Source organism: Paenibacillus sp. FSL R5-0527 (assembly GCF_038008055.1).
GTDB lineage: Bacteria > Bacillota > Bacilli > Paenibacillales > Paenibacillaceae > Fontibacillus > Fontibacillus macerans.
Window position 1 is genome coordinate 6,323,557 of the sequence record NZ_JBBOYI010000001.1, and the last position, 18,575, is coordinate 6,342,131.

General features: G+C 55.4%; 17 protein-coding genes. 6 read left to right on the top strand and 11 right to left on the bottom strand.

Features of this window, described 5'->3' with window-relative positions:
• Window positions 1-51: 51 nt before the first annotated feature.
• From NYE69_RS28435 to NYE69_RS28450, 4 genes are all read right to left on the bottom strand, one after another.
• Complete coding sequence (locus NYE69_RS28435) at window positions 52-267, bottom strand: hypothetical protein (RefSeq protein ID WP_340929268.1); 216 nt, start codon at window positions 265-267, stop codon at window positions 52-54.
• A gap of 166 nt (window positions 268-433) precedes the next feature.
• Window positions 434-1,126: a replication protein gene (locus NYE69_RS28440; RefSeq protein WP_340929270.1), complete on the bottom strand. Its 693-nt coding sequence runs from the start codon at window positions 1,124-1,126 to the stop codon at window positions 434-436.
• A 66-nt stretch (window positions 1,127-1,192) separates the two neighbouring features.
• Window positions 1,193-1,522: a hypothetical protein gene (locus NYE69_RS28445; RefSeq protein ID WP_340929272.1), complete on the bottom strand. Its 330-nt coding sequence runs from the start codon at window positions 1,520-1,522 to the stop codon at window positions 1,193-1,195.
• Window positions 1,523-2,056: 534 nt separating this feature from the next.
• Window positions 2,057-2,242, bottom strand: coding sequence for a helix-turn-helix domain-containing protein (locus NYE69_RS28450; protein WP_340929273.1), 186 nt, complete (start codon window positions 2,240-2,242; stop codon window positions 2,057-2,059).
• Window positions 2,243-2,584: 342 nt separating this feature from the next.
• Between NYE69_RS28450 and efeO the strand changes: the two genes are divergently transcribed.
• The 3 genes from efeO to NYE69_RS28465 are packed head-to-tail and all read left to right on the top strand — an operon-like array spanning window position 2,585 to window position 6,768.
• Window positions 2,585-3,526 (top strand): iron uptake system protein EfeO, encoded by a 942-nt coding sequence (efeO, locus tag NYE69_RS28455; protein ID WP_340929276.1) that lies wholly within the window; start codon window positions 2,585-2,587, stop codon window positions 3,524-3,526.
• Window positions 3,527-3,530: 4 nt separating this feature from the next.
• Window positions 3,531-4,874: an iron uptake transporter deferrochelatase/peroxidase subunit gene (efeB, locus tag NYE69_RS28460; RefSeq protein ID WP_340929277.1), complete on the top strand. Its 1,344-nt coding sequence runs from the start codon at window positions 3,531-3,533 to the stop codon at window positions 4,872-4,874.
• Window positions 4,875-4,893: 19 nt separating this feature from the next.
• The gene (locus NYE69_RS28465) at window positions 4,894-6,768 is read left to right on the top strand and encodes an FTR1 family protein (RefSeq protein WP_340929278.1); all 1,875 of its coding nucleotides are present in this window, start codon (window positions 4,894-4,896) and stop codon (window positions 6,766-6,768) included.
• Between the two features lie 164 nt (window positions 6,769-6,932).
• On the opposite strand, the gene NYE69_RS28470 is transcribed toward NYE69_RS28465, so the two are convergent.
• Entirely contained in the window at window positions 6,933-7,379 is a 447-nt protein-coding gene (locus NYE69_RS28470) for a MarR family winged helix-turn-helix transcriptional regulator (protein ID WP_340929280.1), read from the bottom strand.
• 205 nt (window positions 7,380-7,584) lie between these two features.
• Here NYE69_RS28470 and NYE69_RS28475 point away from each other — a divergent pair, with 205 nt between their 5' ends.
• The 3 genes from NYE69_RS28475 to nagA are packed head-to-tail and all read left to right on the top strand — an operon-like array spanning window position 7,585 to window position 10,363.
• On the top strand, window positions 7,585-8,454 hold the full coding sequence (locus NYE69_RS28475; RefSeq protein WP_340929281.1) for a MurR/RpiR family transcriptional regulator: 870 nt from the start codon (window positions 7,585-7,587) through the stop codon (window positions 8,452-8,454).
• On the top strand, window positions 8,448-9,176 hold the full coding sequence (gene nagB / locus NYE69_RS28480; protein WP_340929282.1) for a glucosamine-6-phosphate deaminase: 729 nt from the start codon (window positions 8,448-8,450) through the stop codon (window positions 9,174-9,176). The genes NYE69_RS28475 and nagB overlap by 7 nt, the downstream gene beginning before the upstream one ends.
• Entirely contained in the window at window positions 9,176-10,363 is a 1,188-nt protein-coding gene (gene nagA / locus NYE69_RS28485; RefSeq protein WP_340929283.1) for an N-acetylglucosamine-6-phosphate deacetylase, read from the top strand. Before nagB ends, nagA begins: the two co-directional genes overlap by 1 nt.
• 499 nt (window positions 10,364-10,862) lie before the next feature.
• On the opposite strand, the gene NYE69_RS28490 is transcribed toward nagA, so the two are convergent.
• The 6 genes from NYE69_RS28490 to NYE69_RS28515 all read right to left on the bottom strand — a co-directional run bounded on the left by NYE69_RS28490 (window position 10,863) and on the right by NYE69_RS28515 (window position 18,284).
• Entirely contained in the window at window positions 10,863-12,005 is a 1,143-nt protein-coding gene (locus NYE69_RS28490; protein ID WP_051985311.1) for a YhcN/YlaJ family sporulation lipoprotein, read from the bottom strand.
• 167 nt (window positions 12,006-12,172) lie between these two features.
• Window positions 12,173-13,240 carry a glycosyltransferase family 4 protein gene (locus NYE69_RS28495; protein WP_340929285.1) on the bottom strand — a complete coding sequence of 356 codons (1,068 nt, stop codon included), beginning with the start codon at window positions 13,238-13,240 and terminating at the stop codon, window positions 12,173-12,175.
• A 37-nt stretch (window positions 13,241-13,277) separates the two neighbouring features.
• Complete coding sequence (locus NYE69_RS28500; RefSeq protein WP_340929287.1) at window positions 13,278-13,556, bottom strand: hypothetical protein; 279 nt, start codon at window positions 13,554-13,556, stop codon at window positions 13,278-13,280.
• Window positions 13,553-16,105 (bottom strand): glycosyltransferase, encoded by a 2,553-nt coding sequence (locus NYE69_RS28505; protein ID WP_340929288.1) that lies wholly within the window; start codon window positions 16,103-16,105, stop codon window positions 13,553-13,555. Before NYE69_RS28505 ends, NYE69_RS28500 begins: the two co-directional genes overlap by 4 nt.
• A gap of 13 nt (window positions 16,106-16,118) precedes the next feature.
• Window positions 16,119-17,675 carry a glycosyltransferase gene (locus NYE69_RS28510; protein WP_340929289.1) on the bottom strand — a complete coding sequence of 519 codons (1,557 nt, stop codon included), beginning with the start codon at window positions 17,673-17,675 and terminating at the stop codon, window positions 16,119-16,121.
• Window positions 17,676-17,783: 108 nt separating this feature from the next.
• Entirely contained in the window at window positions 17,784-18,284 is a 501-nt protein-coding gene (locus NYE69_RS28515) for a hypothetical protein (RefSeq protein ID WP_328270954.1), read from the bottom strand.
• Window positions 18,285-18,575 lie beyond the last annotated feature (291 nt).

The following is an 18,575-nucleotide window of genomic DNA, read 5'->3' on the forward strand; positions in this document are numbered from 1 at the left end:
TCTGAAATATAAAAAGGCCACCCGTTTGGATGACCTTGAATTGCCGTATTCTTATTTCTTCCAGCTGTCCTTACATATCTGGTAGATATAAAGAAGTTCTTCCTCTGAACATCCCTTGAGACGTTCTGTATGCCATGCCCATCCCTCTTTATGTCCGCCATAGTACTCGCCATATCTCTGTACAAGCGGGTGGTCCATTGCGGAATACCAGGGTGATGTCCCTCTTACCAGCGACACCAAATCATCCTTGTCCAGATCCATCTGCATGTTCATTTCCCCTTCCTGAGCTCTCTTTTCCTATCCACGATTATTCTGGCTATGATGCCGAAGATTAAAATGCTCAACCATAGCGGCCAGTACGCAATAAGCTTTTCACCCTCGGTCATATGTATCATATCGTCAAGGAATTGTTGAAGCATGGTTTTCACCTCGTTTAAAACTGGTCGTATACACCAACCTCAAAATATCTATGTGAAGCCTTGAGAAAAGGTAGAATGCTGCCGTTATTATTCTTCGGTAAATTGTTCAGGTGATATTTTACCTGCTCTTCCCATGCTGCCTCATCAATATCGAATGAGATCAAATGATCTATCTGATTTTCGATAAATGCATAGTTTGCTGCTGATACTCTGGGGTGCTTTTTCTTCATCACTTTCTCGAATTGTTTGAGATAGATTTTGATGTATTGATGATCGTCACTTGTCAAAGTGATGTATATTCTTTCTTTACTATCTTTCTTTATTTCTTTCTTTATATGGGTGACTGATGAGTCACTACTTCTAGTGTCTAATGAGTCACTACCAGTAGTGTCTAACGAGTCACTACCTTTGTCGTTTTTGAGCGAAGCACTGATTTTGAGCAGCCGTCTTCCATCTTCGTCATATCGTTCGGTCAGAATATTTTGCTCAATGAGCTTCCCGAGCTCTCGTGTTACCTGCCGCTTATTGCAGCCGGTCTGTTCGGAGAGAAACGCCAGCGAAAACTGGTTCCAGGTTTTGTGATACCCGAACGTGTGGCGAATCACCGCATGCAGGATCCTGAACTGGGTCATATTCAGATCGGCCGTTTTCAGGTAGTCCATCAGCCAGTGCGGCACCTTAACGTAATTCTCTTTAGATTCAGCCATCACGCATCGTCCATCCCTCCGTTTCCTTCGATTATCGCATGCTCAGGGCAAAAGAAAAAGCACCGGTTAGGGTGCCTTTCTGAAGCTACTAGATTGGATAGTTTTCTCAAGTGCAGCTACAGAAATATTCAGTTCTTTACGAGATTTTCTCAGCATTTCTAATTCCGAGCTGCATTTTTTAATTTCTTCGTCAACTTCATTTACATACTTGTTATAAAACTTTTCTCTTAAAAAACCGTCCTCAATCTTATCAACTGCTTCTTCAGCAACCTCTTTGCGCAGCTTTAAAACTTCTAATTCAATTTTCTTTTCAGTGCATTGATTTAAAAGCATGCCAAGTTCAGCCTTTAATGAATCCAACCAGTCATGTACACCGTTTTTTATTGCCTCATCCATTCTAATATCACCTCCCAGCATCATAGTTCGACACCAGGAGCCAACTTCCTGCATTTCCCAAAATTAAAAGGCGGTAATTATATCGGATACCGCCAATCCGTCCGGTTCAGGCTTTTTGAAGAGGGAAAACAGCACCGGCCAACGCGAAACCCTCACATTAAGAAGATGTGGGCAAGGATTTGCACCTTGCATAGCAGATTTTCAACCCGGAGAACTAAAGAGTCCCTTTGTGGTATCTGCCTTATGCACCTCAAAGCGTCTACCTCTTCCGCCACCACATCATGTTTCGCTCCCTGCCGGCCAGCCCGCGCGCTGCTGGCAGCAAGTCGCTTGTACACCAATATGTTGTTGTTTGGGATCATCGGATCGGAGCTTTCACCGTAACCTTTTATTGCCGTCCGCGGCCAGGCATTTCGCTGAGGCGTTAACGCCCCTCGGTGTCCTCTCTCGATTGTCCACGATACAAGATTATCACGTTAAAAACGCAGTGACTCACAATGATTTCGCTTTTTTTTCTCAATTTTTTCCTTGAAATTAAAGCGAATTTCGTTTGTGTGTTTCAAAATACATTACGTTCGAAATGTGATTACGTACGGTTTTTTCGCTGATAAACAGCTGCCCCGCGATGTCGCGCGTCGTTTTATCCTGCACGAGAAGCTCGAAAACTTCCCGCTCACGATGAGTCAACAGAAATTTGCTGTTACGATCGCTGCTCTTCATAATGCGTCACCCCTCCTTGCTCGGGTTTTATGGTTTAACAAGGTTAAGGGATACAGTCAACACATCTTATGAAGAAACCGTAGTAATGGTGCGGTGCTGCGGCAAAATGGGCGCTGCCCTACTTGAACGCCATGGTATATAACATCATAACCCGGCGGCCCGAAGCACGCTAGCCCGGCGATGCCCATTTAACTAAAATTTTTATTGACGCCGAAATCGCTTCTGATTAAGATGTTATTTGGTGAAAGTGATAATCATTATCATTCGTAGTTTTGATGGCTTTTTCTCATAGCCATTCGACTAAGAAACTTTAGGTTAACCGATAAGGGGGCATTTTTGATCATGAATTATCGTTATACGGTTTCCACCGCGTTGATCTTATCCGCGGCATTGCTTTTGTCCGGCTGCGGGGACGGAAAACAAGCCGAAAACGGCAGCCCCGCCCAGGCGGCAAGCGGCGGTGCGAAGAGCGGCACTGAGGTAAGCGGCGGCGCGGCCGGCGGGAACGGCGCCGACGGCCATAACGGCGCAAACGGAAACGGAGCAGAGGCGGCCAAGCCGGATTTTCAAACGGCGATCGGGCAATACCGGGAATACGTCATTCAGGAATGCGACGCTTTCGTTACCGAAACGGGCAAATTCGTCGAGGCCGTGAACGGCGGGGACATCGAAACGGCCAAAGCGCTGTATGCGCCGGCCCGCATGCATTATGAACGCATTGAGCCGATCGCCGAGGCGCTGGGCGATCTCGATCCAAACATTGACGCGCGCGAAGGCGATGTCGACGCCGCGGAATGGCGCGGCTTCCACCGTATCGAAAAGGCGCTGTGGGAAGACGGATCGACGGACGGGCAGAAGGAGTTTGCCGACCGCCTGCTCAGCGACGCCAAACAACTGCGGGCTTTGGTGGAAACGGTCGATATCCAGGCTCCCCTGCTCGTTACCGGAGCCGTCGAACTGTTGAACGAAGTGTCCACATCCAAAGTAACGGGCGAAGAGGAGCGGTACTCCCGCACCGACTTGTACGATTTCGCCGCCAACGTGGAAGGCGCGAAAAAAATCTACGAGCTGCTGTCGCCGCAGCTGGCGAAGCAGGACGCCGAACTGGATAAGCAAATCGCCGAACGGTTTGCCGCCCTGGAGCAGGAGCTCGCCCAGTTCAAAGAGGGCGAAGGATATATGAACTACGATCAGCTCAAGGAAGAGGATGTCCGCAAGTTAAGCCAAAATCTAGACGCCCTGGCCGAACCTTTGTCCAACATGGGCACGCTTTTGGGAGTTTAGAACGATGAAGAAAACGGACCTGAAAACAGACGTCCGGCAAGGCGCCCAAAAAAGCTCGGGCGATCCTGCCGGCGGCTCCGGAAGCGGCGGCCTGCTTAACGAGCGGCTTAGCCGCCGCGATGTGCTGAAGCTGGCCGGTGCAGGCGGACTGGGCCTGCTGCTCGGAGGCGGCGGCGCGTACGGCGTGATGGCGGCCCAAAAAGCGCTGGCCCGTAAGAAAGGATCGTCAGCCGCGGCGGCGGGCGGCCGGGTGCCTTTTTACGGGAGCCGCCAGGCAGGCATCGTCACGCCGGCTCAAAACTTCCTTTGCCTAGCCGCCTTCGACCTGACGACCGGCTCTCTCGCCGACGTGCGCAAGCTGTTTCAGGCTTGGACGGAAGCCGCGGCGGCGATGGCCAAAGGCGCAATGATCGGCGACAGCAACAACAAGCTCAACCTGCCCCCGTCCGACACCGGCGAGGCGGCCGGCCTATCCCCATCCAGGCTAACGCTGACGTTTGGCGTCGGCCCTTCCTTTTTTGACGGGCGCTTCGGCCTGGCCGGCCAACGCCCCGCCGCCTTCGCCGGCTTGCCGGCGTTTAACGGCGACGCCCTGCAGCCGGAGTGGTGCGGCGGCGATCTGTCCGTGCAGGTGTGCGCCGATGATATGCAGGTGGCGTTCCACGCCGTCCGCAACCTTGCCCGGATCGGGCGGGGCACCGCCGTGCTGCGCTGGATGCAGGAAGGCTTCCAGCGGACGGGAGCGGCGGATCCGTCCGCTGGGACGCCGCGCAACCTGATGGGATTCAAGGACGGGACCGGCAATCCCGACGCTTCGGATGCCGCAGCGATGAACGAATCCGTTTGGGTGCAGCCCGGGGACGGCGCCGGCTGGATGGAAGGCGGCAGCTATATGGCCGTCCGCCGCATCCGGATGCGTATCGAGATCTGGGACCGCTCGTCGCTCGCCGACCAGGAGCAAACCTTCGGCCGGTACCGGGATACAGGAGCGCCGCTGGGCTCGGCCGACGAATTCGCCCCGCTTGACCTTGCGGCCAAAGACGCCTCCGGGCAGCCGGTCCTGCCGATGACTTCCCACACGCGCCTGGCGCATATGGACGGGAAGATCAAAATATTGCGCCGGTCGTACTCCTATACCGGGGGGATCGACGCCAAAACCGGGCAGCTCGACGCCGGGCTTATTTTCATCAGCTTTCAAAGAAACCTGCTGCAGCAATTCGTCCCGATCCAGCAAACGCTGGCGCAGAGCGATAAATTAAACGAATATATCCTGCATATCGGCAGCGCCGTATTCGCCTGCTTCCCCGGCATCCGCGAAGGCGGATACATCGGGGAACAGCTGATCTAGGAAAGGAGTGCCATGTTTTATGTCAATTACACCGTACGCGCCGCAGCCTAGTCCGGTACGTTTTCGGGGCGATCGCCGGCTTTCTTCCCGTGCGCTGCGCCTCGCGGTATGCCTTATGGTGCTCGCAACCGTCTGCACCTGCCTCGCGTCCGGGGCCGGGGCCGCCGCCGAAACGCCGAAGTCCGCCGCATCCGATTCGCTGCTCCCGCTGGTCGGCGGCGCCCTCGTCGAAGCCGGCGGCGGCAATTGGGACGAGGCTTCCGCCGAACTGGAGAAGTTCGAGGCAGCGTGGGGACAAATCGATTCCGCTCAGGCAGACGAGGCGGCAGCGGCGGTTTCCGAGGCGTTGACCGCAGCCAAGGAGGCGGTCCGGCACGAGGACGCGGACGACGCCAAAACCCGGCTCTCCACGTTAGCCAAGCAGGTTAACGAGTTTATCCAAAGCGGCGGGGATCGGGCGGAAACGGACGCTATGGGAAAAGAAGCCGCCGGGCGGCTGCTGAAGATGGTCAATAACACGTTAAAGCCGCTGGAAAACGGGAATCCCGACGAAGCCCAAAGCCGCTTCAAGCAAATTTTGGACGGCTGGAGCAAAATGGAGGGCCCGATCCGCAGCGGGCATTTCGGCGTGTACAGTGATGTGGAGACGCATATGAGCCTGATCCGCATCGCGCTGCAAGCAGACCCTGTGAAAACGGAGCAGGCGGCCGGCGAATTGCAAAAGCTGGCGGATCTGCTGCAAAACTATATCGGAGGCAAGCTGGACGATTCGGCCGCCACAGCCCTCCCCGCGGCCGGACAAACCGGCCTGGAGGATGCGATCGCTTTGCTTAAGGCGGTGGCCCAGGCAGCCGCTGCCGGCGATGCCGCGGGGGCGGCGGAGCAAATGCAGGCCTTCATCGTCATGTGGCCCCGCGTTGAAGGCGAGGTTTCGATTTCCTCGCCGGCGGCATACACGGCTACGGAAAACCGTATGACCGAAGCGCAAAGCTATCTGCTGTCCAGCCCTCCCGATTTTACGCGGGCCGCGAATATCATCAGCCAAATGCTGAGCGATCTGGAGCCTCTGGGCGCTAAAACCTCCTATACCGCCTGGGACGCAGCGCTCGTTCTGCTGCGCGAAGGGCTGGAAGCCATCCTTGTGCTGGCCGCGCTCCTCGCTTTTGCCAAGCGGGCGAACCAGCCGGCTGCGCGCCGGTTTATTTGGGCGGGAGCCGGGTCGGGCCTGGCGTTGTCCGCCGCGTTGGCAGTTGTGCTTACCTATGCCGTCGCCCAGGCGGTGTCGGGAGGCGCGCGCGAACTGCTGGAAGGGTTCATCGGCCTGGCGGCCGTCGTCATGATGCTGGCGGTCGGGCATTTTTTGCACAGCAAATCCAGCGCGCAGGCCTGGAACCAATACATCGCCAAACAATTCGGGGGCGCAATGGAGCGCGGAAGCTTGTGGTCGCTGTTTGTTTTGTCGGGGCTGGCGATCTTGCGCGAAGGCGCGGAAACCGCCGTCTTTTATATCGGAATGGCCCCCTCCATCGAGCTGTCCCACTTGCTGATCGGCATGCTTGGCGCGTTGGCCGCGCTTGCGGTGCTCGGCTTTGCGCTTATTCGGTTTAGCGTCAAGCTGCCGATCAAGCCTTTTATGCTGACGGCCAGCCTGTTCATCTATTTCCTGGTCATTCGCTTCACGGGAGAAAGCCTGCACGCCCTGCAGGTGGCGGGGGTGCTCCCCGCGCACAGCCGGAGCTGGCTGCCGGCCGCCGGATGGGTCGGCGCCTACCCGACCTGGGAAACGTTCTTGCCGCAAAGCGTTTTGCTGCTGTTTGTGCTTTGGCGTTTGCTGGCCGGGGAGAAGCAGGAGAAGCAGAAACATAAAAGAAACGTCTATCAACGCACTCCATAAGAAGGCAGACCGAGTCAGGCGGCAGTTTTCTCCCGCGATTGGAAGAAACGACCGCACCTGCTTTACCGAAAAGAACGTATTGCTTTACCGAAAAGAACGCGCTTGCCAGCGCATGCAAAAGACCGCCGGATCAACCTTCCGGCGGTCTTTTGCATCTCCTCTTCTTACTCCCTTACTTGCCTTTTGTTCTTGCCGAATTTCTCCAGAATCCCCACCAGCACGTCCAGCTCATGCCGGTCCAATACGGACAAATGGGATTTCAGCACCTCCCGGGACCTCTTCCTGGCTTCTTCGCATACCTCGGCGCCCCGCGTTGTCACCGACAGCAGAACCGACCTCCGGTCTTTTTCATCATGCCGGCGTTCGACGTATCCGTTTTGCACGAGCCGGTCGATCATCACCGTAATGGCGCTGGGCTTCACCTCGAGCTTGTCCGCCAAATAGCTGACGTTGCACGTCTTTTGCCGGTCGATCAGCGCCAGCATGTGAAATTGCGGTCCGGTCAGCCCCAGCTCCTGATGATGCATCAGCTCGCTTTTCATTTTGCGGAACGTGCTCGACCAAGCGGCTTCGATACGCTCGATGTATGTGTCGAGATCATCTTTTGACACAGGATTCCTTCCTCCCCCCACAGGGTCCAACCTAATGTAAGTGTATTATGCAGCCAGGCAGAATTCAAGGAAACTCTCCAGCTTTCGTCAGCAAACGGCCTTGAAAACCGGTGAAGAATCCATTATGATGGAATCAAAATGATTTTCATGTATAATGCATAATATTTAAAAATAATTTTCACACCATCTACAGGAGGGGGTCTTTTTGACGCCAATACTGCACGCACTCTCCAGCCATTTGGACGCGCTGCCGCCGCAGGAGCGCAAACTCGGGGAATATATTTTGGAATCGCCGGCGGCCGTTCTTCATTTGGGCATTACGGAATTGGCCAATACGTGCGGAGTCAGCCCTTCGACCATAACGCGTTTTTGCAAGACGTTTCATTTTAAAGGGTTCCCCGATTTTAAGATGAAGCTTGCCGGAGAGCTGGCGCATAAACCGGCGGACACGCAATATCAGGACATTATTGCCGGCAATGACCTGCAAAAAATCGTCGAGGCCATGGAAGCGAACCACCTCGCCTCCATTACCGACACCACCCGCTTGCTGGACATGAACCAGCTGGCTCAGGCGGTAAAGGCGTTGTGCGGGGCCAAGCGCATCGATTTGTACGGCGTGGCCACCTCATCGGTGGTGGCTCAGGACTTCTATCAAAAGCTGATCCGCATCGGCAAAAACTGCACCGCTTTCGCCGACTCCCATATGCAGATCACCTCCGCGTCTTCGCTGGGAGCGGGCGATGCCGCGCTGGCGATTTCCTATTCCGGGGAAACGCCGGAGACGATCGATGCGCTGCGCTGCGCCAAAGACAGCGGCGCGGTGACGCTCTCCTTGACGCAATACGGGCAAAACCGCCTGGCGTCTTTGGCGGACATCGCGTTATTTTCTTCCTCCTTGGAGGAAGGAATGCGCCGGGGCGACATGGCATCGCGGATCGCCCAACTCCATGTCATCGATATTTTATTTACGGGAATGGTTAGTCTGGAGTTTGAAGACTATATTCCCAAGCTGGAAAGTTCGTATCAAAACGTGCAGATTTACCGCAAAACACAAGGAGGGCAAAACTTATGCTGAACATCATCAAAACGAGCAGCGAGGACCATTTTAACGAAACCGGCGCAGGCATTATCGCCAGCCTGCTGCAATCCAATCCGCGGGCGATTCTCGGCCTGGCGACCGGTAGTACGCCGGTCGGCGTTTACGGGAAATTGATCGAGCTTTACCGGAAGGGCAGCGTAAGCTTCAAGCAGGCTACGACCTACAATCTCGACGAATACATCGGCCTTCCGGCCGATCATCCGGAAAGCTACCGCCGATTCATGGACGAGAAGCTGTTTAACCATATCGATATTTTGCCCGAAAACACCCATGTTCCATCCGGCGTGGAAGCCGATCCGCAAAAAGCGGCCGAAGATTACTCGCGTCTGCTGGATGAAGCCGGTCAGATCGATTTGCAGCTGCTCGGTCTGGGCCACAACGGTCATATCGGCTTCAATGAACCGGGCGAGGAGCTGCAGGGACCGCCGCATATCGTCAAGCTAGATGAACGGACCCGCCTGGCCAATGCGCGTTTTTTCAACTCCATCGAAGAGGTGCCGACGCACGCGATCACGATGGGGATCGGCTCCATTTTGCATGCCAAGCAAATTTTGCTGATGGCCAAAGGCGAAGACAAAGCGGAAGTGATCGCCCGGGCGCTGAAAGGACCGATTACGACGAAATGCCCGGCTTCGTTCCTGCAAACCCACTCCAATGTCGTTGTCGTTGTAGATCAAGCTGCAGGGAAGTGGCTATAATGAGCGGCCGAAATTTTCTCCTGACCCATGCCGAAGTCGTTACGCCCCGGGGAATCATTCACGACGGTGCGGTTGCCGTAGAGAACGGACTTATCGTTTATGTCGGCTCCGCGTCCGGCGCGCCGCTTTCGCTCCCGGCCGAATGTGAAACGATCGACGCAAGCGGCCATTACGTGCTGCCCGGTTTTATCGATGTTCATGTGCACGGCGGCATGCTCGAGGATTTCTCCGCCCCCAGCCAGCGCGGCTTTGATGCGATTACGAAGCTTCATTGCAGCCAGGGGACGACATCGATGCTGGCCACCACGATGACGATGCCGAAGCACGTAATCGAACACGTACTCGAGGAAGTGCATCGTTATATGCAGGGCGATATGCCTTATGCCCAACTCGTCGGCGTCCATTTGGAAGGGCCGTTTATCAGCCCGAAATGGCCTGGAGCGCAAAATCCGGAGCATATCGTGCCGCCGAACCGGGAATGGATCGAAGCATGGGATACACGCTATCCCGGGCTGATCAAACAGGTGACGTTCGCGCCGGAGCGGGAAGGCTCGCACGAGCTGATCCGCTATTTGCGCAAGCGGGGCATCGTGGCGGCGGCCGGACATACGGACGCAACCTACGAGCAAATGATGGCCGCGTATGAAGTCGGATTAAACCACTCCGTGCATATGTTCAACGCCATGACGCCGCTCCATCACCGGAAGCCCGGCACCGCCGGCACGATTTTAAGCACGCCCGGCATCAGCGCGGAAATTATCGCCGACGGCATCCATGTGCACCCCGCCGCAATCCGGCTGCTCGCCAGCGTGAAAACCGGCAGCAACCTGATGCTGATCACGGACGCGATGTCGGCTGCCGGTCTTGGGGACGGCGAATATATGCTCGGCGATCTGCCGGTCGTTGTGAAGGATCGGGTCTGCACCCTCAAAGATAGCGAAGGCACATTGGCCGGCAGCACGCTGACAATGATCCGCGGCTTCCGTTATCTGGTGCAGGAAGTTGGCTTGTCCGTGGAGCGTGCCTCCGAACTGGCCAGCGGCAACCCGGCCAAGCTGATCCGGATCGATCATTTGACCGGCGCGGTGGAAACCGGAAAACAAGCCGATCTGCTGCTTGTAAGCGGCGATCTGGAACTGCAGCGGGTTTGGGTGAAAGGGCGGCTGCTAAACGGCGAAGCCGAATAAGTCTTTAAAAACGAGGTATCCCACCATGAAATGCAAAAGTGCAGGCGAATTTCGTCGAAACTCCCTGAAACAGGCGGTTCAAATGCAAATGTGCAGTTCATTTCCGGTTAAAAGTCACTTTTTTATCAAATCGCGGATATTCAGATGCATTTTGCATTTCAAACGCTCTAAAAGGATGAACTACGGAAAATAGAATGCACTTTTGCAGTTGATCTCAACGGCCCGTCCTAGCAAACGGCGAATCACCTTCAGTCTTGATGTCTTAATGTAATGGAAATACTTATGAGCAAACCACATAGTACATCTGCATAAAAATGAAGCCGCCTGGTTTTTAACAACCATTAGCGCGCTGGCGGTACGTTTAGATTACGTTAGATTTCGTTAGCTTCGTTAGATTACGTAAAATTCCATCTGCGGGTTCTCGGCTACAATAATTAGGCCCCCTTCTGGCGAGAAAGGGGGCCTAGCCTGTATTGCTTTAATTTAGCCGGTTTCTCCGTTAACGGGTCGTGCCGCCCGAAAAACCGCCGTTGGTGCCGGTGCGAAGACCTCCACCGGTTCCCGTCATGCCTCTCGTACCGTTGCCCATGCCGGCATTCGGGCCGGTAGGCGTATACCCGTTCGGGCCGGTCATCGTCCCGGTGCGCCCCGGGAAAATCCGGTTGATCAACGTTTGGAAATCGCCGATGACGTTGTTCAGCGTCCCGCCTCCGCGCGTTTGGGTAGCATAGTTCCCCATGCTGGTTACGAAGTCGGGATTCCCGGAAACATACACGTTGCGGATATGAGGGGCCGTTTGCTTCACGACATGGGCAATACGGTCCTTAACGTCCTGAGGGACGTTATCGGTAACCGCGCCGTTGACATTAAAGCGGCCTGCGCCTACACCGTCATAAGTTCCGGCTCCGCTGCGCGTGCCGGTACCGTAAATCGTAGTGCCGCGGTTTACGCTGCTCATCCCCATATTCCCGGCGCCATTGTACATGGTCCCGGTTCCGGTTGTCCCATAACCTGTCGTTCCATAGCCGGCCGGACCATTTCCGGCGGTGCCGTATCCGGGTGTCCCGGTGCCGGTCGTGTTCGTTCCACCCATGCCGAACAAATTGTTGCCGCGAGTTCCGAAAAGACCGCCGGCTCCGTTAGGGGCCGTCAGCCCGCGGCCAAGCCCGTTGTCATAGGCGCCGCGCGTTCCGTAGCCGGCACCGTAAGGTCCGCCGAGATTCGTCGTTCCCGTACCGATGCCGGTGGAACGCATGCCGTAAGTGTTTGTCCGGCCCGCCGTATTCCCCGTGGCGGCGTTGTTGTTACCGTGGAGCGTAACAGCCACATATGCGTCGCGGTCCGTCACGACGACATGAGCCGTCTGCACATCGCCCAGCTGGGCGACTTTATTGCTTAGCGCAGGACTGTATCTCAAGGAGCGAATCCGCTGATCCTGACCGTTCCCCGCGCTACGCGAAAACAGACGGTTCCCGTTGGGAAGGGAGTTGACATCATAGTTCCGGTTGTTGTTGTTCCGAACGCTTTGCGTCCGTACGTTGTTCTTGGCTGTGCCGTCACCGCAGCCCGCAATGCCGATCACGCTGGCCAGCAATGCGGCGGACAACGACAAATTCACGATTTTGCTTTTGGCTCCAGGCATGTAGTCATCCCCCATCAAAGATTTTAATGTGTATGATTACATGCGTTAGAGTGCGCCGCATCCGTGAACGACATTCAGGGAAGTTTCACCGCAGCGGGAAAAAAAGAACTGTTCCCGAAAGCGTCCCTTTTAACGCAGGGAACAGTTTTTCTTGACGGTATGGTATATTAAATGGTTTGCAGCATGTTCATAAATTCCCGGCTGTATTTATCCGGATGAAATTCGCTTTTTACAAGCTGTAAAGCTTGGGTTTGTATCCCGTTTCGCAGCGGTTTGTTCAGCATCAGCTCGCGCCCTTCCCGAACGGCCTGGCCGATATCGCCAAGGACATAGCTTTTCCCCGTTTTATTATGCTTAATGCAGGAGACGACGCCGTCCGAACCGCTTGCCAGCACGGGGCAGCGGCAGCTCATCGCTTCGATGATGGACATCGGCGCTCCTTCGACTTTGGAGGTGCTGCACAGGAATCCGCCGGAATCGCCGATGGAGGAATAATAATGGATCATTTCCCGATTGGGCACATTGGAGCGAACCTTTAAACGGCTGCGAAGCTGCAGCCGGTCCACCAAACTTTCGAATTTTCCGCGCTCCGCGGGGCTCGATAAATAATGGTCTTCAAACATCCAGATTTGAATGCTCCGGTCATAAAAAAGCAAGGAATGGGCAATATAAAGAAACTCCCGCCAGTTTTTATTGTCCTCAATCCGTCCGACCCAGGCGACTACGGGTTCCTTTTGTTTTTGCGAAGGACGGTACGAAAAAGCTTTGGCGTCAAAACAATTATTTAAATAAAATTGCGGAATGGCCGGGTACAATTGCTGAAACAAGGCCGTAATATGAGGCGTTTTCGGATTCATTAAAGCGGCGGCATGCTGACGGACGATCGGGACTGCGGCGCGAAGCTCTTTTTCGGCGGTATCCACGGATCCGAATCCTTGGATTTCCAGCACGAGCTTGCCCTCGTAACCGAGTCTGCGAAAGCGGGGAAAGCTGGCGTAATCCGTCGTCACCACGATGCAATCGTAGCGGCGCGTTTGGATAAGCCGGCGAATTTCATCGTCTTCATCCGTGACATAAACCGGAAAGTCCGTTTTGTTTTGCAGCCCGGCTCCCCACCTGTAGTACAAGCATTCCGCCTCAATTCCAAAACGCCGCAATGCCCTGCACCGCTGGCGATTTACGGTTTCCATCCCCCCGCTCGGCACGTAAAACACGAACAGCACACGTTCATTCATACACCATCATTCCTGACTTATAGAGGTTTACCCGCGTTCACAACTCGCATAAGCGCTTGATTAATCCGGTGTCCGGGATGCGGTATTCCGGAGGCAGCTTGGCGGGAAGAGACGCCCGGAAAGCCTCGTCCCCTTTGGTTATGTCCGGGGTCAGGCACGAGCGGTCCATGACATACGGCAGGCTGGAGAGCTCCGGATCGAGCGTTCGCAGAAAGCAAGGATCGGGGTAGTTGTAGCCTTCCGGAAGCTTGACCGCCAGCTCCTGCCAGAAAATAGGATCCGGCTTTTCGTACACGGTAAAGGAAAAAATCATCATGTTCTCACCCTTTGCATCGCCAAATCATAAACCGCCAGGGTCCGCTCCAGCAGGGTGTCCGGGGACCATTGCCGATTCGCCCACTCCTTGGCCCGTTTAGCCAAAGATCGTCTCAGCGGCTGATCCTCCATCAGGCGGGTCAACTGCTGGGCAAGCTCCCGATCGTTGCCGGTTTCGAACAGCAATCCGGTTTCCTCATGCCGGATCATCTCGGGGATTCCGCCGGCGTTCGAGGCGACGATAGGGGTACCGGACAGCTGCGCCTCCATGATGGAAAACGGCAGGTTATCCTGCAAGGAAGGCAACACCATACAGTCGCTTTGCCGCAGAATCGCCGGCACGTCCCGGCGGTCGCCGAGCAGGGTGACGCGGTCCGTCAAGCCGGCTTCGGAAATCCAGCGTTCCACGTCGGCGCGAAGAACTCCGTCGCCGAGCAGCCAGCAATGCCAACGCGGATCGGAGCTTATTCGGCTTAGCGCCCCGATCAGGGTACGATGGCCTTTGACCGGGACGAGCCGGGCCGGGCAGCTGATCGTGAATTCCGCTGCTTGCGGAAGCGGATCCGTAAGCGGCGCTTGCGATCTTTGCTCGAATTCGGCGAAATCCATACCATAAGGTATGACGCTGAAGATGTCCGGGGGCACGGAGAACCGGACCATTTCACGGCGAAGCCATTCGGTAGGCAAAATGGCGGCGTTCGCCGACACGCACCCGTAATACTCTTCATCGGCCACGTATTTCCAAGCCAAACTGTCCTTGCTTTCAATATCTCCGGCAATCATATGCTCTTTGGCCAGCAAGCCGTGAATGGTGGCGACCAGGGCGGTGCGGGACGGCTTGACGCGGGACAACGCCCGGGTGGAAATGATGTCCTGCGTATGAATGATGTCGTATTGATCCAAATCAAACAAGGCGGCGGCCAGTTCGTAGCAATAGCGCTCGACGTCGCGATAACGCACCCAAGGGTCGACATGGGCCAAATACTTCTGGTAGAAACGGATGACTTGATCGTAAACCAGGTTTTTGATCTTCCATTTATTGATCTTTTTGTTTCCGTCCACAAGATAGTAGTGGGCCATATCCGGATGATGGGCCAGCACATCGACTTGATGCCCTTTGCGCTCCAGCTCTTTTTTCAGCAGACGCACATAGACATCGACCCCGCCGACATGAGGCAAATACCAGTAGGTTGCCAGCAAAATCCGCTTCGGCGAAACCGCAGCCGCAGCCGGAATATCACCCGCGGGGAAGGCCGGCTGTGAATGCGCCTGTAAAGCTCCGCCGGAATCGGCCGCAGCGGCTTCAGGCAACACAGGCGCATCCCGTTTACTGGCGGCTGGCGGCTCGGTGGACAGGAAATATACGCATCCGGACATAAACCGGTTTTGGTTCAAGCCCGAAACGGCGCCCACCGCAATTTGCGCTTCGTCCGTCCCGTACATAACCGCCAGGGAATGGCCGAACACCTCCGCTTCGTCGCCGTTAAACTCGTGAATCAGCTTGCCGTCCCGGCCCAGCAGATAGGCGGCCCCGACCCGCGATCCGGCAAGCACGGCCGGCTCCTGCCCGCGTTGGGCAAACGGGACAATATCGGTCCCCAGCTCCTGAAGGCCGAACCAGCCTTCCTTTTCCATCACCAGTTCGCCTGAGACCAGATTGTAGGCAGTCACCGCCCCGCCGCGGGTAAATTCGCCCCCAGCTTTGGGCGAGCCGATGACCAAATCGGCGATGCCGTCCCCGTCAAGGTCGAACGCGGCCACTTTGCGTCCGTGTTCGTCATAGCTTCGCTTTCCTCTGGACTCGAACATCGGCGCCGACCCGCCGCGAAACACCAGGACGCGTCCGTTGCGGGTCATATCCGCGCCGGAATATAGCGGCGCGCTTACGATAAGTTCGGGTTTGCCGTCGCCGTCCACATCGCCGGAAGCGAGCGAAAGCCCCAAACCTTCCCCGTTCTTGCCCTCCCAGCTCTCCAGGATCGAATGATCCCGGCCGGAGTAAACGGTCACCCGTCCATCCCGGTCGGCCCCGTTCGGGTCCAAGTTATGCGAAGACACCGCCACATCCGGGATGCCGTCCTGGTTCCAATCCAAAACAGTCAGCGCCGCTCCCAAACGAGCGTAATTTTCTTCGCCGCTCCACTTCCCAAGCAAGTTCCCGGTACGTCCGGAGTAAACCGATACGGTTCCGCATTCCAGCAGGGAACCGGCGCTTGCCCGCGGGGCCCCGACGATAATTTCCGGGTTGCCGTCGCCGTTGATGTCCCCCAAAGCGACCGAAGCCCCGAAACAGTCGCCGTAACGATCGCCCTGCAGCGTGAAGAGCGGCTTCAGGTCGTGCGAATATACATAAACTTTTCCCCGGTAATAATGGGGGATCGGATTCACACCGTCTTCGTCTTCGACAAAGGTTGCCGTGCTGGCGGCAATGATCCATTCGTCCATCCCGTCCCCATTGATGTCTCCGGCAAGCACCACATCGCCAAAGCGGTCATGCTCCCGTTCACCCTCCAGTCGCTTCCATAAATAAAAAGGCAGCCGATTGCTCACCTCATCCCCTCCTCTATAGCGAAATGTCGATCCGGGTCGATTCGGCCGAAAGAACGGCGATTTTTCGCGTCTTCAGCCCAGCCTGGGGGTGGGACAGCGCCAATTCATAGGTTCCGGGCTGAAGATCGCAAATTTCAAACTGCCCGCCGCTGCCGCTCGCCGTACTCCGAAGGACGACGCCGGCCGTATCCAGCAAATGAATTGGGGTGTCCGGCAGCGGGAGACCCGTTTCGGCGTCGGCCACCGTTCCGGACAGGATGGAAAAATTCCGTATATGGCCGGCTGCCAGGCGTGCATTCGCCCAGTAATCATCGCTTAACCTGGAAACAAAGTCCTGCCTCAGCAGCGGCAGCGGCCGGCTGACGGTTGCCTGCCCGTAAACCTCGAACGTTTGCCCGAGCATGGCCATGTCGTTCCATACGGTTAAGGCATGTTTTCGCGCTTCGGCGGACTGCTTTTCCCGGAGCCGGTCATCCTCCACAAGCCTTAGCAGCTTTTCGTACAAATCAACGGCATTGCCCGGTTCCGCCAGCAATCCGTTGACCCCGTCCTCGACCATCTCCACGATTCCGCCGGTTCGGGAAGCGACGACCGGTTTGCCCAGGCTATGCGCTTCGATGATCGTAAACGGCAAGTTATCCTGCAGCGAAGGGAGCACCACGACGTCGGCGCCTTCAATCAACTCCGGAACATCATGACGTTTGCCCCAAAAGATGACATGCTTCTCAAGACCAAGCTCCTTCGTTTGCCGCTCCAGATCCTGGCGCATCATCCCGTCCCCAATCAGCCAGCAGACGACGTCGCTGCGCTTCTGCACAAGCAGCTTCATCGCGTCGATCAGGTATTTTTGTCCTTTGATGGCGACGAGGCGCGCAGGGCAGGCAATGATTTTGTTTGGCCGGACCGAGGAAGACACTCTTAAGTTCATTTGCTGCTTGTCTTGCCTGTCCCGGTACGCTTCCTGGTTCAAGCCGTAAGGAATAATGTAAGCGCGGGGATGCCGGATTCCGAACGTCGATAGTCTGCCCGACAACCAGCGGCTGGGCAAAATCAGACCGTCCGGGGACATGGAGCCGTAGTATTCTTCCAAAGACAGATAATGCTGTTCCAACGGAGAGCGAGCCTGAATCTCGTTACTTGCCGCCCATTCGGTAGCCAGACAACCGTGAATCGTCGCTACCAGAGGAACACGCCCCGGCTTGGCCTTGCGGAGTACAAAGGTTGAGATAATATCTTGCGTATGAATCAAATCATAGTCTTGCAAAGGAAGCCCTCGGCAGGCCAGCTCGAAAGCGTATTTTTCGCTTTCCCTCCAGAGCATCCATGGACTTAGCGGGATTTTACGCCGCCGGAACCGGGCTTTCACCGCCTCCTCCGCCTGCGGAAGAAAGTCTTGTTTCCAGAGCCGGAGCCCGCCGCGAACAAGATAGTAGTGTGCGAGGCCGGGATGCTGGGCAAGGATTTCCACCTCATGCCCGGCTTCCGCAAGCCGGGAACGAAGGATGTTCAGGTAGGTCGACACGCCGCCGATATGCGGAAACGGCCAATAGGTGGCCAACAATATGTTCAAGCAAGACCTCCTCCTTCTATAAAGTGATTGTGGACCAGAAAGCTGAAACCGCGCTGTTTAAAGAAAAACCACTAGACATCATGTCCGGTGGTTAGATTAAACTCCCGTTTATTTTTGCAGGCTTTCTTCCTCGTTGTCCTCGTCTTCCTCCAACAGGTCTTCGAGGTCCATCTCCTCATCCAGCTCGTCAATCAATTCTTTATCCACTTCCACTTCATAGACGGGTGGCTGAACTTCTACGGGGGCCGGCTTAATGACCACAGGGTCGGGAAGTTCGTGGAAATATACACCGGTGTATTCCTCCTGATACGCCTGGCGTTGGCCAAAAGGAATGTACGGGGTAATATTGTCGCCCAGCAGCCCGGTTCCGGGGCCCGTTCCCGGGCCTGTTCCCGGACCGGTGAACAACCCCGAACCCGGAGCTTTGTTCAGCCACATAAAAAACGGCTTCGTTCTAAAAATTCCCCGCTGCTCCTGTTCTTCGAGATAAGCTACTTTTTCTTCATCCGACAGGTCGGAAGGAATCATCCCGTGATAGACAGGCGGAATTTTGGCCAGCATTTTTTGAAGAACCTGACTTGCGTCTTCCCCTTTGTTTCTTGTGAACACGACATTCAACTCCTCTGCAAAATAATCTGCTTCAAAATCTTGCTTGCTACGCTAGTCAGTATATTCCGAGAAAAAATAGAATGGCAGGGACATCCGTTCGAATCAAAAAAAGAGGCGGTTCGATTAGTCTATAAGTTGAACTGTTGATAGAACGGATCAGGGCAGCCGTGTGAAATGTTCTTACGATTACTACCGTTTCTTCAGAATCATTTCACACTTTTGCCTAACTCGCTTTTTTCAGTTGTTCAACTTATATATAAGAACCAGCCTCAAGGGAAAAATATATAGTTT

Coding starts and splice junctions, on each gene's coding strand:
- NYE69_RS28435 (WP_340929268.1), bottom strand. CDS start 267: ATGCAGATGGATCTGGACAAGGATGATTTGGTGTCGCTGGTAAGAGGG.
- NYE69_RS28440 (WP_340929270.1), bottom strand. CDS start 1,126: ATGGCTGAATCTAAAGAGAATTACGTTAAGGTGCCGCACTGGCTGATG.
- NYE69_RS28445 (WP_340929272.1), bottom strand. CDS start 1,522: ATGGATGAGGCAATAAAAAACGGTGTACATGACTGGTTGGATTCATTA.
- NYE69_RS28450 (WP_340929273.1), bottom strand. CDS start 2,242: ATGAAGAGCAGCGATCGTAACAGCAAATTTCTGTTGACTCATCGTGAG.
- efeO (WP_340929276.1), top strand. CDS start 2,585: ATGAATTATCGTTATACGGTTTCCACCGCGTTGATCTTATCCGCGGCA.
- efeB (WP_340929277.1), top strand. CDS start 3,531: ATGAAGAAAACGGACCTGAAAACAGACGTCCGGCAAGGCGCCCAAAAA.
- NYE69_RS28465 (WP_340929278.1), top strand. CDS start 4,894: ATGTCAATTACACCGTACGCGCCGCAGCCTAGTCCGGTACGTTTTCGG.
- nagB (WP_340929282.1), top strand. CDS start 8,448: ATGCTGAACATCATCAAAACGAGCAGCGAGGACCATTTTAACGAAACC.
- nagA (WP_340929283.1), top strand. CDS start 9,176: ATGAGCGGCCGAAATTTTCTCCTGACCCATGCCGAAGTCGTTACGCCC.
- NYE69_RS28490 (WP_051985311.1), bottom strand. CDS start 12,005: ATGCCTGGAGCCAAAAGCAAAATCGTGAATTTGTCGTTGTCCGCCGCA.
- NYE69_RS28495 (WP_340929285.1), bottom strand. CDS start 13,240: ATGAATGAACGTGTGCTGTTCGTGTTTTACGTGCCGAGCGGGGGGATG.
- NYE69_RS28500 (WP_340929287.1), bottom strand. CDS start 13,556: ATGATGATTTTTTCCTTTACCGTGTACGAAAAGCCGGATCCTATTTTC.